The sequence below is a fragment of the Mariniluteicoccus endophyticus genome (assembly GCF_054780035.1).
Genome location: NZ_BAAGXC010000016.1, coordinates 273352 through 288182, shown reverse-complemented (window position 1 = coordinate 288182; position 14831 = coordinate 273352). Strand labels below are relative to the sequence as shown.

The 14831-nt window shown below is 72.0% G+C and carries 16 protein-coding genes; 14 read left to right on the top strand and 2 right to left on the bottom strand.

Annotation, left to right across the window (positions count from 1 at the left end; genetic code table 11):
* The first annotated feature begins 1 nt into the window (after nt 1).
* Both ligA and ACYVGD_RS06685 read left to right on the top strand, forming a co-directional pair.
* Complete coding sequence (gene ligA, locus ACYVGD_RS06690) at nt 2-2173, top strand: NAD-dependent DNA ligase LigA (RefSeq protein ID WP_460742479.1); 2172 nt, start codon at nt 2-4, stop codon at nt 2171-2173.
* Complete coding sequence (locus ACYVGD_RS06685; protein WP_460742273.1) at nt 2170-2622, top strand: hypothetical protein; 453 nt, start codon at nt 2170-2172, stop codon at nt 2620-2622. The genes ligA and ACYVGD_RS06685 overlap by 4 nt, the downstream gene beginning before the upstream one ends.
* 6 nt (nt 2623-2628) lie before the next feature.
* Here ACYVGD_RS06685 and ACYVGD_RS06680 read toward each other — a convergent pair whose 3' ends face one another.
* Nucleotides 2629-3258, bottom strand: a complete 630-nt coding sequence (locus tag ACYVGD_RS06680) for an ACT domain-containing protein (protein ID WP_460742271.1) — start codon at nt 3256-3258, stop codon at nt 2629-2631.
* A gap of 130 nt (nt 3259-3388) precedes the next feature.
* Between ACYVGD_RS06680 and gatC the strand changes: the two genes are divergently transcribed.
* The 4 genes from gatC to ACYVGD_RS06660 are packed head-to-tail and all read left to right on the top strand — an operon-like array spanning nt 3389 to nt 7584.
* The gene (gene gatC / locus ACYVGD_RS06675) at nt 3389-3685 is read left to right on the top strand and encodes an Asp-tRNA(Asn)/Glu-tRNA(Gln) amidotransferase subunit GatC (protein WP_460742269.1); all 297 of its coding nucleotides are present in this window, start codon (nt 3389-3391) and stop codon (nt 3683-3685) included.
* Nucleotides 3682-5247 carry an Asp-tRNA(Asn)/Glu-tRNA(Gln) amidotransferase subunit GatA gene (gene gatA, locus ACYVGD_RS06670; protein WP_460742267.1) on the top strand — a complete coding sequence of 522 codons (1566 nt, stop codon included), beginning with the start codon at nt 3682-3684 and terminating at the stop codon, nt 5245-5247. The genes gatC and gatA overlap by 4 nt, the downstream gene beginning before the upstream one ends.
* On the top strand, nt 5244-6740 hold the full coding sequence (gene gatB / locus ACYVGD_RS06665; protein ID WP_460742265.1) for an Asp-tRNA(Asn)/Glu-tRNA(Gln) amidotransferase subunit GatB: 1497 nt from the start codon (nt 5244-5246) through the stop codon (nt 6738-6740). Before gatA ends, gatB begins: the two co-directional genes overlap by 4 nt.
* Nucleotide 6741: 1 nt before the next feature.
* The gene (locus tag ACYVGD_RS06660; RefSeq protein WP_460742263.1) at nt 6742-7584 is read left to right on the top strand and encodes a hypothetical protein; all 843 of its coding nucleotides are present in this window, start codon (nt 6742-6744) and stop codon (nt 7582-7584) included.
* Nucleotides 7585-7591: 7 nt separating this feature from the next.
* Here ACYVGD_RS06660 and ACYVGD_RS06655 read toward each other — a convergent pair whose 3' ends face one another.
* Nucleotides 7592-8251, bottom strand: a complete 660-nt coding sequence (locus tag ACYVGD_RS06655; RefSeq protein WP_460742261.1) for a TIGR03085 family metal-binding protein — start codon at nt 8249-8251, stop codon at nt 7592-7594.
* Between the two features lie 34 nt (nt 8252-8285).
* Between ACYVGD_RS06655 and hisI the strand changes: the two genes are divergently transcribed.
* From hisI to ACYVGD_RS06615, 8 genes are read left to right on the top strand one after another with little or no spacing between them, the layout of a single operon-like run.
* Nucleotides 8286-8699 (top strand): phosphoribosyl-AMP cyclohydrolase, encoded by a 414-nt coding sequence (gene hisI, locus ACYVGD_RS06650; protein WP_460742259.1) that lies wholly within the window; start codon nt 8286-8288, stop codon nt 8697-8699.
* On the top strand, nt 8696-10216 hold the full coding sequence (locus tag ACYVGD_RS06645) for an anthranilate synthase component I (RefSeq protein WP_460742257.1): 1521 nt from the start codon (nt 8696-8698) through the stop codon (nt 10214-10216). Before hisI ends, ACYVGD_RS06645 begins: the two co-directional genes overlap by 4 nt.
* The gene (locus ACYVGD_RS06640; protein ID WP_460742255.1) at nt 10209-10844 is read left to right on the top strand and encodes a Trp biosynthesis-associated membrane protein; all 636 of its coding nucleotides are present in this window, start codon (nt 10209-10211) and stop codon (nt 10842-10844) included. Before ACYVGD_RS06645 ends, ACYVGD_RS06640 begins: the two co-directional genes overlap by 8 nt.
* Nucleotides 10845-10872: 28 nt before the next feature.
* Entirely contained in the window at nt 10873-11121 is a 249-nt protein-coding gene (locus ACYVGD_RS06635; RefSeq protein WP_460742253.1) for an HGxxPAAW family protein, read from the top strand.
* Nucleotides 11121-11924 (top strand): indole-3-glycerol phosphate synthase TrpC, encoded by an 804-nt coding sequence (gene trpC, locus ACYVGD_RS06630; RefSeq protein ID WP_460742251.1) that lies wholly within the window; start codon nt 11121-11123, stop codon nt 11922-11924. Before ACYVGD_RS06635 ends, trpC begins: the two co-directional genes overlap by 1 nt.
* A gap of 56 nt (nt 11925-11980) precedes the next feature.
* On the top strand, nt 11981-13300 hold the full coding sequence (trpB, locus tag ACYVGD_RS06625) for a tryptophan synthase subunit beta (RefSeq protein ID WP_460742249.1): 1320 nt from the start codon (nt 11981-11983) through the stop codon (nt 13298-13300).
* The gene (gene trpA, locus ACYVGD_RS06620) at nt 13300-14112 is read left to right on the top strand and encodes a tryptophan synthase subunit alpha (protein ID WP_460742247.1); all 813 of its coding nucleotides are present in this window, start codon (nt 13300-13302) and stop codon (nt 14110-14112) included. The genes trpB and trpA overlap by 1 nt, the downstream gene beginning before the upstream one ends.
* A gap of 27 nt (nt 14113-14139) precedes the next feature.
* Complete coding sequence (locus ACYVGD_RS06615; protein ID WP_460742245.1) at nt 14140-14781, top strand: SCO family protein; 642 nt, start codon at nt 14140-14142, stop codon at nt 14779-14781.
* Nucleotides 14782-14831: the final 50 nt, after the last annotated feature.

Below are 14831 nucleotides of genomic sequence, written 5' to 3'. Positions count from 1 at the left end.
GATTTGTTCTGTGACCGACCAGGACCTGCCCACCGACACCTCCGCCGCCCAGGCCGAGCCCACCAAGGAGGCGCGCGAGCGCCACGCCGAGCTCAGCGAGGTCCTCAACGAGGCGCGCTGGCGCTATCACGTGCTCGACGCGCCGACCATGAGCGACGGTGAGTTCGACCGGCTCCTGCGCGAGGTCAACGACCTCGAGGACGCCTTTCCAGGGCTGCGTACGCCCGACTCGCCGACCCAGCAGGTCGGTGGCCCCCCGTCGGCGACGTTCGCGGCGGTCGAACACCTGCAGCCGATGCAGTCGCTCGACAACGCGTTCTCCCACGACGAGCTGCTCAAGTGGGGCGACCGCGTCCTCAAGGGGGTCGACGACCTCGGGGGGTTCCTGTGCGAGCTGAAGATCGACGGGCTGGCGGTCGACCTCGTCTATGAGCAGGGACGCCTCGCGCGCGCCGCCACGCGCGGCGACGGGCGCGTCGGCGAAGACGTCACGGCCAACGTGCGCACCATCCGCGGCATCCCGAACCAGCTCACCTCCGACGACGCCGCGGGCGACGTGCCGGCGCTGCTCGAGGTCCGCGGCGAGGTCTTCCTCGGCATCGAGCGCTTCCGCGAGCTGAACGAGTCGCTCGTCGAGCAGGGCAAGGCCCCCTTCGCCAACCCGCGCAACGCCGCGGCGGGCTCCCTGCGCCAGAAGGACCCGCGCATCACCGCGACGCGTCCGCTCGCGTTCATCGCCCACGGCATCGGCGCGACCGAGGGCATCGAGCTCGACCGGCTCAGCCGCGCGTACGACCTGCTCGAGGGGTTCGGCATCCCGACGACGGCCCATGCGCGCGTGGTCGACGACATGGCCGGGGTGTGGGCGTTCGTCGAGGAGGTCGCGGCCCGCCGCCACGACTACGAGCACGAGATCGACGGCGTCGTCGTCAAGGTCGACCGCCGCGACCAGCAGCAGCGCCTGGGCTCGACCAGCCGCGCCCCACGCTGGGCGATCGCCTATAAATACCCGCCCGAGGAGGTCACGACCAAGCTCCTCGACATCCGCGTCAACGTCGGCCGCACCGGCCGTGTGACGCCGTACGCGGTGATGGAGCCAGTGCTCGTGGCCGGATCGACCGTCGCGATGGCGACGCTCCACAACTCCTACGAGGTCGTGCGCAAGGGCGTGCTCATCGGGGACACCGTCGTGCTCCGCAAGGCGGGCGACGTCATCCCCGAGGTGCTTGGCCCGGTCGTCGACCTGCGCGACGGCACCGAGACCGAGTTCGTCATGCCGACCACGTGCCCGGCGTGCGGCACCGAGCTGCGCCCCGAGAAGGAGGGCGAGAAGGACATCCGCTGCCCCAACCAGCGCTCGTGCCCGAGCCAGCTGCGCGAGCGGCTGTTCCACCTGGCGTCGCGCCAGGGGCTCGACATCGAGGTGCTGGGCTGGCAGGCCGCCGACGCCATCCTCGCCGCCGGGTTGATCACCGACGAGGGCGACCTGTTCGACCTCACCGAGGACGACCTGCTCAGGACCGAGCTGTTCACGCGTACGGCGAAGAAGGCCGAGCTGGCCGCCGGCAGCGGGCCGCGCGTGCTCACGGCCAACGGCACGAAACTGCTGAAGAACCTCGACGAGGCCAAGACACGCCCGTTCGCGAAGTTCCTCGTCGCCCTGTCGATCCGCCACGTCGGCAAGGGCGTCGCCCCCGACGTTGCCGCGGCGTTCCCCGACATCGACAAGCTCGCGGCCGCCACCTTCGAGGAGCTGTCCGCGGTCGAGGGCATCGGCCCCACGATCGCCACGTCCATCCGCGAGTGGTTCGACACCGACTGGCGCCGTGACATCGTCACCCGCTGGAAGGCCGCCGGTTGCCGGATGGCCGACGAGCCGGGGGAGACCACCGCCGACGTGCCGCAGACGCTGACCGGGCTGTCGATCGTCGTCACGGGTTCGATCGAGGGCTACACGCGCGACGGTGTCTCCGAGGCCATCGTGTCGCGCGGCGGGAAGGTCGCCTCGTCGGTGTCGAAGAAGACAGACTTCGTCGTGGTGGGTGACTCGCCCGGCTCGAAATACGACAAGGCCGTCGCCCTCCGGCGACCCATCCTCGACGCCGAGGGCTTCGCCGTCCTCCTCGACGAGGGGCCGGAGGCCGCGGTCGCGCTGGCTAGGGTAAAGGAGTGACCTCCCAACCCGACGAATCCGCCGACACCACCCCGCGCAAGCGCGCGTGGGGTCAGGCATCGGCGTCCGCGCCCGATCAGGGCACCGTCCACCTGCCGCGGCGCGGCCTTCCGGAGACGGGAGGTGCGAGCCCGCCGCCGTACGCGGGGGCCACCGCGCTGGCCCCGCGGGACCGCGGGCCCGTGCCGGCCACGCTGCCTCCGCAGCCGCCCGCCCCGCCGGCGCCCGCGGTGCCGGTCGAGGAGCCGAGGAAGGGGATGGTCTCCGACCTCGATCTCAACGGCACGGTGCCGCCCCGCGCGGTCCCGGTGCTCGGCGACTGGGGCCCCGACGAGGTCGTCTCGACGCGGGCCAAGCGGCGTCAGCGGTGGGTAGTCCCGGTGCTGTTCGTGGTGGCACTGGTCGTAGTCGGCGTGGCCTGGCGCTACTTCTGGTTGCGGCTGGGCTGAGCGGGGTCAGCCGACGGGCACGAGCGCCGCCAGGTGACGCAGGCGTGCGACCTCCGAGGCGAGGAACGTGGGCCCACCGTTTCGGCCCAGCAGGAGGGCGCGGCCGCCGCGTACGGGTGTGGCGACGAGGATGGTCTCGGGCCACTCCGGCACCCAGCCCTTCTCGAGCTCGGCCGTGCGCGTGAAGTCGAATGGGCCGATCGCGTCGATCTCCTCAGGGGACAGGTCGGGCGCGAGCGGGGTCGCGTGCAGCGTACGCCGCTCCTTCTTGTTGAGCAGCACGGCCCAGTGGCAGTGGAAGACCGATGGCGCCGACTGGCACAGGATCTCGGCGGCGTTCTCGGGTTCGGCGAGCATGCGCTCCAGCACCTCGATATCGAGATCGAGGCTGCCGCCGCCCGGGTAGCGCGCGCACCACATGACGTTGACCCCGTCGACCTGGGTGCAGGCGCTGACGGCGTTGTCGGGCATCACCCCGTCGGGGAGGGTGAACATGAAGTCGTCGACGACCCGGCCGTCCTCGAGACGGCCCACGATCTCGACGGCACGGATGTCCGCGCCGACCTCGCCCATGGCCGCCGCCACGCCCCCCAGCGAGCCGGGGCGGTCGGGCAGGGCCACTCGAATCAGGAACACGTCGACATCTTTGCGCACCAGGCGGCGACATTCCAGCGGCCCAGGTCGCGGACACCCCTAGGATGGGCACGATGCGGGGACCTTGCCCCGAGACACGAACCGACCGAGAATCGCGAACGAGGAGTCATCCGTGGCGCTGAGCGTGGAGGATGTGGCCCGCCTGGGAAGGCTGGCGCGCATCGACCTGACCGACGAGGAGCTCACGAGGCTCGCCCCCCAGCTCGAGGTGATCCTCGAGTCGGTGGCGCGGGTCTCCGAGCTCGACACCGCCGACGTGCGGCCGACCTCCCACGCCCTGCCGCTGACCAACGTGTTCCGCCCCGACGCGGTCCACGAGTCGCTGCCGGCGGAGAAGGCCCTCGACCAGGCCCCGGCGGCCGAGGACGAGCGCTTCCGCGTCCCACGCATCCTGGGGGAGTCCGCATGAGCGACCGCACCGCCACCATCCTGCGCTCGGCCGCCCACGAGATCGCGGCCAACATCGCCGACGGCACCTGGACGGCCGTCGAGGTCACTCAGGCCTTTCTCGACCAGATCGCCGCTGTCGACGGCGCGGTCCACGCGTTCCTCCACGTCGACGCCGAGCGTGCGCTGGAGACTGCCCGCTGCGTCGACGCCAAGCGCGAGGCCGGCGAGGAGCTCGGCCCGCTCGCCGGCGTACCCCTGGCGCTCAAGGACGTCTTCACCATGCAGGGCGCGCCCACGACGGCCGGCTCGAAGATGCTCGAGGGCTGGCACCCGCCCTACGACGCGACGGTGACGAAGCGGCTCATGGAAGCCGACATCGTCATCCTCGGCAAGACCAACATGGACGAGTTCGCCATGGGCAGCTCGACCGAGAACTCGGCGTACGGCCCCACCCACAACCCATGGGACCTCGACCGCATCCCGGGCGGCTCCGGCGGCGGCTCGGCCGCGGCCGTCGCCGCCTTCGAGGCACCGCTGGCCATCGGCACCGACACCGGAGGCTCGATCCGCCAGCCGGGCGCCGTCACCGGCACCGTGGGGGTCAAGCCCACCTACGGCGGCACATCGCGCTTCGGCATGATCGCGCTGGCCTCGTCGCTCGACCAGCCGGGCCCGGTCACCCGCAACGTCCTCGATGCGGCACTGCTCCACGAGGTCATCGGCGGCCACGACCCGGCCGACTCGACGTCGATCGACGCGCCCGTCCCGCCGGTGGTCGAGGCGGCGTGCCACGGTGACGTGCGGGGCATGCGGATCGGCGTGGTCCGCGAGCTCGGCGGCGAGGGGTACGCGCCCGGCGTCGAGCAACGGTTCCACGAGACCGTCGAGCTCCTCACCGAGCTCGGCGCAGAAGTCGTGGAGGTCTCGTGCCCCCACTTCGAATACGCGCTGGCCGCCTATTACCTGATCCTGCCCGCCGAGTGCTCATCGAACCTCGCCCGCATGGATGCGATGCGCTTCGGCCTGCGCGTCGGTGACGACGGCACGCGCTCGACCGAGGAAGTCATGGCGATGACGCGCGGCCAAGGCTTCGGCGACGAGGTCAAGCGCCGCATCATCATCGGTACGTACGCCCTGTCGTCGGGCTACTACGACGCCTACTACGGCTCGGCCCAAAAGGTCCGCACGCTCATCAAGCAGGACTTCGACGCCGCGTTCGAGAAGGCCGACGTCCTCGTGTCGCCGACGACGCCGACCACCGCGTTCCGCCTCGGTGAGCGCGTCGACGACCCGCTCGCGATGTACAAGAACGACCTGTGCACCATCCCGTCGAACCTCGCCGGCAACGCGTCGGCGTCGTTCCCGGTCGGCCTGTCGCCCGACGACGACCAGCCTGTCGGCTTCCACGTCATGGCTCCGCCAATGGCCGACGACCGGCTCTACCGCGTCGGTGCGGCGCTCGAGAAGGCGTACGCCGAGCGCGTCGGCGGCACGTTGCTCGACCGCATCCCCGACCTGCCGGGAACCCTGGCGCCGTCGGCGTCCGTGCCGACTGCGTCCGTGAAGGAGGCCCAGCGATGAGCGAACCCGTCGTCGACTACGACCAGGCGATCGCGACCTATGACCCCGTGATGGGCCTCGAGGTCCACGTGGAGCTCAACACCGCCTCGAAGATGTTCTGCGGCTGCTCGACCGCGTTCGGGGCCGCGCCGAACACCCAGACGTGCCCCGTCTGCCTCGGCCTGCCCGGGGCCATGCCGACGGTCAACGGCACGGCCATCGAGTCGGCCATCCGCATCGGCCTCGCGTTGGGCTGCTCGATCGCACCCGAGTGCCGCTTCGCCCGGAAGAACTACTTCTACCCGGACATGCCGAAGAACTACCAGATCTCGCAGTACGACGAGCCGATCGCGTTCGACGGCCACCTCGACGTGGAGCTCGACGACGGCACGATCTTCCGCGTCGACATCGAGCGCGCGCACATGGAGGAGGACACGGGCAAGTCGAACCACGTCGGCGGTGCGACGGGCCGCATCCAGGGCGCCGACTACACGCTGATGGACTTCAACCGCTGCGGCGTCCCGCTCATCGAGATCGTCACCAGGCCCATCACTGGCGCCGGCCAGCGGGCGCCGGAGGTGGCGCGGGCGTACGTGAAGGCGCTGCGGGAGATCGTCAAGGCGCTGGGCGTCTCGGAGGCCCGGATGGAGCAGGGCAACCTGCGCTGCGACGCGAACGTGTCGCTGCGCCCCTCGCCCGACGCGCCTCTGGGCACCCGCACCGAGACGAAGAACGTGAACTCGCTGCGTTCGGTCGAGAACGCCGTCCGCTACGAGATCACCCGCCAGGCGGCGATCCTCGGCGCCGGTGACAAGGTCCACCAGGAGACCCGCATGTGGCACGAGGACTCCGGCATCACGACGCCGGGGCGCTCGAAGGAGACCGCGGAGGACTACCGCTACTTCCCCGAGCCCGACCTCGTGCCTGTCGTCGCCGACGCCGAGTGGGTCGAGGGCCTGCGCGCCACGCTCCCCGAGCCGCCCGCCGAGCGCCTGCGCCGCGTGACCGCCGAGTGGGGCTTCTCCGAGGCCGAGATGCGTGACGTGCTCAACGCCGACGCGCTCGACGTCATCGAGCAGACCGTACGCGCGGGGGCGAACCCGGCGAGCGCCCGCAAGTGGTGGCTGGGCGAGCTGGCCCGGCGCGCCAAAGAGCAGGGTGTCGAGCTGGCCGGCCTCGCGATCTCTCCGGCCCAGGTCGCTGGCGTCCAGGAGCTGGTCGACGCCGGCACCGTCAACGACAAGCTCGCCCGCCAGGTCATCGAGGGCGTCCTCGCCGGCGAGGGCGAGCCGGCCGAGGTGGTCGAGTCCCGGGGCCTGGCCGTGGTGTCCGACGACGGCGCGCTGTCGGCCGCCGTCGACAAGGCAATCGAGGCCAACCCCGACGTCGCCGACAAGATCCGCGCGGGCAAGGTCCAGGCCGCCGGCGCCCTCATCGGTGCAGTCATGAAAGAGATGCGGGGCCAGGCCGACGCGGGTCGCGTACGCGAGCTGATCCTGGAGAAGCTGGGCTGACGTGACCAACGACCCGGACGAGACTTTGCTGCGCCCGCGCGGGGGAGAGCCCGCGCGGCCCGGCCCGGTCGTGCCCGCGGACGCATGGAACAACATCGACGCGTGGAACAACACCGCCGCCTGGCGGGGTCCGGACACCGCGCCGCACCAGCCGTCCCAGCCCTCACCGCCGGCCGAGGGCGACGTCCGCCCGCCCTCGGCCGATGACCAGCCCCGCCCGCGGACGACCGTCGTGGAGGCCGAAGACAGGGTGCACCGCCCCCACGCCGCCCAAGGGCCGCTGCGGCGCACCGCGCCCGAGCGGCCGGCGCCCATCGTCCCCGTCGAGGAGGAGCCCTCGAAGACCCAACGGGTCGGTCTGGCGCTGCTGACCACCACGCTGCTGTCGGTCGTCGCGATGGTGATCCCCACCCTGCTGGTGCCGACCGAGGCGTCGACGAGCCGGGCCGTGAGCGTGGCCCACGGCCCCCTGCCGCGCAAGGCCGAGATCGCGAAGCTGCCCGACGCCGTGGGTGACCTGCGCCGTGACGCGAGGGCCAACACGTCCCCGCTGCCGTACAACCACGTCGATCGCGGGGTGTATGCCGACTCCCAGGGCGCGCGTGCCCTCGTGCTCCACACCCAGAAGGCGAAGGTCGACGACCTCGAGGACCTCGACCGCCGGATGGGCCTGCAGGCGGCGCGGTTCGGGCGCATCTCGTGCGGGCGCCGCTACGACGGGCTGCAGTGCACGATGCTGCTCGATGGCGGGACGCTCACGGCGAGCACCAACGACCGGGCGTGGGAGCCCGAGACGCTGGCCGCGGTGGTGCGTCAGGCGTACGCGTCGCTGCCGCAGGACTGAGGCGGGCTCAGATCCCGAGGTCGGCGGTGCTGATACGGCTGACGGCTTCGTCTGGACCGACGAGGCGGACGTCGGCGGCCGCCTGGCGGCCGTAACCGAACAGGAACAGCTCCGACGGGCGGCCGATGACGGTGACGATCTCGCTGCCGGTCATGACGCGCACCGACTCGGGCTCGCCGACGGCACCCTCGGCGGGCTGGGCGCGCTCGAGGACCAGTCCGACGGGGGAGCGCCGGAACATGGCGCGACCCATCAGCTTCATGCGCCGCCACAGCCAGTCCTCGAACTCGCCGGGCAGGTCGCGCGGGCCGAACGGGCCGCCTCCGGCGCGGCGCACGTCCTCGTGGTGGACGAAGTATTCGACGGTGTTGGCCTCCTCGTCGACGCCCGGGAAGGCGAAGACCGACAGGCGCGCGGGGCCGCGGCGTACGCGGTCGACGAGCTCGGCGTACGGGTAGCGGCCTTTCGCCTCGGCGAGGCGGCGCTCGGTGAGGCCGGCAAGCGGACGCGCCACGAGGCCGGGCGCGGCCAGGGGGTCGGTCTCCCGGATCCACAGGTGGGCGGCGAGGTCGTGGGTCTTCCACCCCTCGCAGAGCGTGGGCGCATCGGGGCCGACGCGGTCGAGGAGGTCGCACAGCTCGGCACGTTCTGTCTTGGCCTGGTTCACGCGTCCAGCCTAGTCGTCGTGCCACGGGGCGTCGATGGCGTCCCCGGGCCCGCACGTGGGCCAGAATGGTCCGGTGACCGATGCGACCACCCTCGATCCCGCCGTCGCGGCCCTGCTGCGCCGCAACGCCGACGGACTCGTCCCCGCCGTCGTTCAGGACGCCACCAGCGGCCGCGTGCTGATGATGGCCTGGATGAACGACGAGGCCCTCCACCTCACGCTGACCACGGGGCGGGGGACCTACTGGTCGCGCAGCCGCCGGCAACTGTGGGTCAAGGGTGAGGAGTCGGGCCACGTGCAGTGGGTGCGCCGGGTCGAGCTCGACTGCGACGGCGACACGCTGCTGGTGCAGGTCGACCAGCTCGGGGCGGCCTGCCACCTCAACACCACGAGCTGCTTCGACACCCACACGCTGGAATCCCGCACCGTCCCCGAGGACCTCCGATGAGCCTCGCCGTCACCCCGTCGCTGGAGGAGTTCCGGGAGCTTGCCCGCGACCGGCGGGTCGTCACGGTCGCTGCGCGCCTGGTCAGCGACGCCGACAACCCGGTGAGCCTCTACCAACGCCTGGCGCAGGCGCGGCCCGGCACTTTCCTGCTGGAGTCGGTCGAGCAGGGGGTGCGGTCGCGCTGGTCGTTCGTGGGCGTACGCACGGCCGCGACGCTGACGACGATCGACGGGCAGGCCGCGTGGACGGGCACGGTGCCCGTCGGCCTCCCCGACGGCGGCGACCCCCTGCAGGTCCTGCGCGAGACGCTCCAGCTGTTGGCCTGCGACCGGCAGGAAGGCCTTCCGCCGCTCGCTTCGGGTTTCGTCGGCTACCTGGGCTACGACGTCGTACGCCGCCTCGAGCGGCTGCCGCGCACCACCGACGACGACCTCGGCATCCCCGAGCTGGGCATGATGCTCGTCACCGACATCGCCGCGCTCGACCACCGAACCGGCGAGGTGTGGCTGCTCGCCAACGCGGTGAACTTCGACGCGTCCGACGAGCGGGTGGACGAGGCGTACGCCGACGCGGTCTCCCGCGTGCAGGAGATGGCCCGCGACCTCGCCGCGCCCCGCGAGCCGCTGGTACGCGTTGCCTCGCCCGCTGCCGTGGACCCGCAGGTCGAGCGGGGCACGACCGACGAGGAGTTCGAGGCGCTCGTGCGCGAGGCCATCGAGGAGATCCGCGCCGGTGAGATCTTCCAGGTCGTTCCGTCGCAGCGGTTCGAGGTCGCCACGAGCGCCGACGCGTTCGAGATCTACCGGCGGCTGCGGCTGATCAACCCGAGCCCGTACCTCTTCCTGCTCCGCATGCCCGATCCACGGGGCGGGCACGCGTTCGACATCGTCGGCGGGTCGCCGGAGGCGCTGGTCACCGTCGGCGACGGCCGTGCCGTCACTCACCCGATCGCCGGCACGCGCCCGCGTGGGGCCGACGAGGAGGCCGACCTGGTGCTGGAGCGCGAGCTTGTCGCCGACGAGAAGGAGCGGGCCGAGCACGTCATGCTCGTCGACCTGGGCCGCAACGACCTGGGGCGGGTCTGCACCCCCGGGACCGTCGAGGTGCTGGAGTTCCTGCAGGTCCACCGCTACTCCCACGTGATGCACCTGGAGGCGATGGTGGCCGGCGAGCTGGCGCCCGGGCGTACAGCGCTCGACACGACGCTGTCGTGCTTTCCCGCCGGCACGTTGTCGGGGGCGCCGAAGGTGCGGGCCATGGAGATCATCGAGCGGCTCGAGAAGACCTCCCGGGGCATCTACGGGGGAGTGGTCGGCTGGTTCGACCTCGCCGGGAGCTCCGACTGCGCCATCGCGATCCGCACGGCGCTGGTGAAGGACGGGCGCGCGTACGTGCAGGCGGGTGCGGGCATCGTGGCCGACTCAGACCCGGCCGCCGAGAACCAGGAGACCAAGAACAAGGCTGCGGCGGTCCTGCGGGCGATCGCGGCCGCAGAGAGGCTGAGCGAGCTTGACTGAGCCCCGACCCGAGATTCCCCAGACCCTCGATGACCACGACCACACCGCCATGGAGCGTTTCCGCGAGGCGGTGGCGCTGGCGAACCTGAGCGCGCGCAGGGCGCGGGCCACCGCGTACTCACTGCTGGTGGCGGGGACGCTCGGTGGGGTCGCCGCGGCGAACGCCCGCTGGCGACGCACCACCGGCGACCTCGGCCAGGAGATCACGCGTACGGGCGTCGAGGCCACCGGCACGCTCGCGCTGGTGCTGGTCGGGGTGCTCGCGGCCGGGACGCTGCTGATGCTGACGCTGCGCACCCGCGGCCGCCGGCTCATGACGCTGCCGCTGGCGATCGTGACCATCTCGATGGTCATGACGGGAATCGCCCAGGTCGGCGAGCCGGGCGGCACGAAGGTCCCCATCGCGTACGCCCTTGTGGGCCTGGTCGGTCTGGGTGGCGTGGTCGTCACCGCGCTGACCGTGCACCGCTGGCCGACGGGTGCCGACAGGTACGCTCGGCGCGGCGACAGGTCCGAGACCGACGCCGCCGACGACCCCGCCGAGGTCTGGAAGGCCATGGACGACGGATACGACCCGACCGATCCTTCGGGTTCGGCTGGCACCCCGGCCGAGGATCGGCCAGAATGACCCCGAGCAACCGACCGGAAGAGGACTGATGAACGCCACCGCCACGAGCCGTCGCCGCCCGATGGGCAAGGAGATCCACCACGGCCGCACGCCCGCCGCCTGGGCCGGTTCGATGATCGCTCTGGTGGGCTTCGTCGTCGGCGCCCTTGGCATGGTTCTGGGTCCCGACGGGATACCGTCGATCAACCTCACGCTCGTGGTCGCCGGCGGTGTGCTGCTGCTGCTCGCGCCGATCGTCGGCGGCGTCATGAACAAGATCGGGATGGGCCAGGACTGATGACCCCCGGCCCCGAACCGACGGTCCTGGACGGCATCGTCGCCGGGGCCCGCGAGGACCTCGAGTCCCGGCGTGCGCGCATGCCGCTCGCCGAGCTGCGTGAGCGGCTGGCCGACGCCCCCGCCGCGCTCGACCCGCGGCCCGCGTTCCGGGCGCCCGGGATCGCGGTCATCGCCGAGGTGAAGCGCTCCAGCCCGTCGAAGGGTGCGCTCGCCGACATCCCCGACCCCGCCGCCCTCGCAGCGCTCTACGAGGCCGGTGGCGCGGCGGCGGTGTCGGTGCTGACCGAGCCGCGGCGTTTCGGCGGTTCGATGGCCGACCTCGAAGCCGTCCGGGCCCGAGTCGACATCCCGGTGCTCCGCAAGGACTTCGTCGTCGACGAATACCAGCTGGTCGAGGCCCGCGTCGCCGGCGCCGACCTCGCCCTGCTGATCGTCGCCGCGCTCGACGACGCCCAGCTCGCCGACCTCCACGCCACCGCGCTCGAGCTGGGCCTCACCCCGCTGGTCGAGACCCACGACGAGGCCGAGGTCGAGCGCGCGCTGGCCGTCGACGCCGAGGTGATCGGTGTGAACAACCGCAACCTCAAGACCCTCGAGGTCGACATCCACCGCTTCGCGCGCATCGCCGCGTCCGTCCCCGACGACCGCATCAAGGTCGCCGAGTCGGGCATCACGGGCCCCGTCGACGTCCCCGGCCTGGTCGAGGCCGGTGCCGACGTCGTCCTGGTCGGCGAGGCGCTCGTGCGCGGTTCCGATCCGCGCGGCGCCGTCGCCGCGATGATCGCCGCCGCCCAGCACTGACCCGGGTCCCGGCGGCGTACGCTGGCCCACGGCCCACGAACGAAAGGGGAAGCCGCGTGCCCGAGAACACGTCTCCCGAGAACACCTCGTCCGAGAACCTGCCCGACGCCTCGGGTCACTTCGAGCGTTTCGGCGGCAAGTTCGTGCCCGAAGCGCTGTTCGCCGCGCTGGCCCAGCTCGAGGAGGCGTTCGAGTCCGCGCTCGCCGACGACGAGTTCATCGCCGAGCTCGACGACCTGCGCCGCCACTACACCGGGCGGCCCAGCCCGCTGACGGAGGTGGCGCGGTTCTCCGCCCACGCCGGACGCGCGCGCATCGTCCTCAAGCGGGAGGACCTCAACCACACCGGCTCTCACAAGATCAACAACGTGCTCGGCCAGGCGATGCTCGCCCGCAGCATGGGCAAGACCCGCCTCATCGCCGAGACCGGCGCCGGCCAGCACGGCGTCGCCACCGCCACCGCCGCCGCCCTGTTCGGCATGGAGTGCCGCGTCTACATGGGCAAGGTCGACACCGACCGCCAGGCCCTCAACGTGGCCCGCATGCAGATGCTGGGAGCGGAGGTCGTGGCCGTCCAGTCCGGCTCCCAGACGCTGAAGGACGCGATGAACGAGGCGCTGCGCGACTGGGTGGCCAGCGTCGACCAGACCCACTACCTGATCGGCTCGGTTGGCGGGCCCCACCCGTTCCCGAAGATCGTCCGGGAATACCAGCGCATCATCTCCACCGAGGCCCGCGCCCAGAGCCTGGAGCGCTTCGGGCGGTTGCCGGACGCCGTGGCCGCGTGCGTCGGCGGTGGCTCGAACGCGATGGGCATCTTCGCCGACTTCTTGCCCGACACCGAGGTCGCCCTGTACGGCTTCGAGGCCGGAGGCGACGGCGTCGAGACCGGCCGCCACGCCGCAACCATCACCGCCGGCAAGCTGGGCGTCCTGCACGGCATGCGTACCTTCGTGCTCCAGGACGAGGACGGCCAGACCATCGAGTCACACTCCATCTCGGCGGGCCTCGACTACCCGGGGGTCGGACCTGAGCACGCCTGGCTGGCCGATACCGGCCGCGCCGTCTACGAGCCCGTCACCGACTCCGAGGCCATGGAGGCGCTGCGTCTGCTCACCCAGACCGAGGGCATCATGCCGGCCATCGAGTCGGCCCACGCCCTCGCTGGCGCGCTGCGCCTGGGCCAGCGGTGGGCGAGCGAGCGTCCCGACGACGAGCCGATCATCCTGGTCAACCTCTCGGGACGTGGCGACAAGGACGTCGAGACGGCCATCGCCTGGTTCGGCCTCGACGGATCGGTCGACGCGACCACCGGTGGTGTACCCGACCACGCGCCGGCCGAGCCCGCCGACCCCACCGGAAGCAAGGAGCTGTGATGGCCTACGAGACCGGGATCACCGGACAGATCCTCCAGCGGTCTGCGGCCGAAGGGCGCAAGGCGCTCGTCGGCTACCTGCCCGTCGGCTACCCGACCGTCGACGGGTCGCTGGACGCGCTGCGCGTCCTCGCCGAGGGCTGCGACCTCGTGGAGGTCGGCATGCCCTACAGCGATCCCGTCATGGACGGCCCGACCGTCGAGCTGGCGGGCACGCGCGCGCTGCAGCGTGGCGTACGCACCCGGGACCTGTTCCGCGCCACCCAGGCCGTGGCCGACGCCGGTGGGCACGCGGTCGTCATGACCTACTGGAACATCGTCGAGCGCTACGGTGTCGACGCGTTCGCCCGCGACCTCGCCGCCGCCGGTGGCGCGGGGCTCATCACCCCCGACCTGACGCCCGACGAGGCCGACGAGTGGGTCGCCGCGTCCGACGCGCACGGGCTCGACCGCATCTTCCTCGTGTCGCCCAGCTCGACCGACGACCGCATCCGGTCCACGGTGGCGGCCTGCCGCGGCTGGCTGTACGCGACCGCGGTCATGGGCGTGACGGGCGTACGCTCGACCACGTCGGCCGCCGCCCCCGTCCTCGTGGACCGCATCCGTACTCTGTGCCCCGACGTGCTCGTCGGGATCGGCCTGGGCGTCTCCAACGGCGACCAGGCCCGCGAGACCGCTGGGTTCGCCGATGCGGTGATCGTCGGCAGCGCGCTGGTCCGCACGCTGCTCGACGCCGACGACGCCGGCCGGCCCGACGACCTGTCGGCGCTGCGGGCGCTCGTCGACGAGCTCGCCGCCGGCGTACGCGCCTGAGAGGTCCGGTCCGAGGAGGGGAGTGACGTGCGACGCCTCGTGGTGGCGCTGGTCGCGGCGGCGACGCTGCTGACCGCCTGCGGTGCGCAGTCGTCGTCCGGCGGGGTCGTCGTGCCCCGCTCCGACGCCCGGGCGGACGAGCCCGGGTTGCGCGGCGGAGTGCTGCCGCAGCCCTTCGACGTGCCCGACGTGACGCTGGTCGACACGGCGGGGCAGCGTTACAACCTGCGTACGTCGCCGTCGCGGCCGGTCACGCTGGTCTTCTTCGGCTACACGCACTGCCCCGACGTGTGCATCGCCCAGCTGTCCGACGTCGCGAGCGCGTTGACGAAGGTTCCCGACCCCGAGCGGGCCGACATCCAGGTTGTCTTCGTCTCGACCGACCCGGCGCGGGACACGCCGACGGTGGTGCGGGACTACCTGGCGCGCTTCGACCCGTCGTTCCTGGGGCTCACCGGGGAGCCGGCCGACATCCGCCGCGCCGCCGAGGGGTTGGGCGTCTCCATCGAGCACGCGACCCCGTTGCCCGGGGGAGGGTACGAGGTCGGCCACGGGGCGCAGGTCATAGGTGTCGGTCGCGGTGCCCGGGCCTTCGTGGTGTGGACCCCCGGCACGTCGATCAACGACCTGGCCCACGACTTCACCCTGTTCGCGAGGCAGCAGCGATGAACGGGGTCGCCGGGTCACGGTCGCGATGGGCCACCGTGGTGGTCTTCTGC

Coding starts and splice junctions, on each gene's coding strand:
- gatA (WP_460742267.1), top strand. CDS start 3,682: ATGAGCGACCGCACCGCCACCATCCTGCGCTCGGCCGCCCACGAGATC.
- gatB (WP_460742265.1), top strand. CDS start 5,244: ATGAGCGAACCCGTCGTCGACTACGACCAGGCGATCGCGACCTATGAC.
- hisI (WP_460742259.1), top strand. CDS start 8,286: ATGGCGTCCCCGGGCCCGCACGTGGGCCAGAATGGTCCGGTGACCGAT.
- ACYVGD_RS06645 (WP_460742257.1), top strand. CDS start 8,696: ATGAGCCTCGCCGTCACCCCGTCGCTGGAGGAGTTCCGGGAGCTTGCC.
- ACYVGD_RS06635 (WP_460742253.1), top strand. CDS start 10,873: ATGAACGCCACCGCCACGAGCCGTCGCCGCCCGATGGGCAAGGAGATC.
- trpC (WP_460742251.1), top strand. CDS start 11,121: ATGACCCCCGGCCCCGAACCGACGGTCCTGGACGGCATCGTCGCCGGG.
- trpA (WP_460742247.1), top strand. CDS start 13,300: ATGGCCTACGAGACCGGGATCACCGGACAGATCCTCCAGCGGTCTGCG.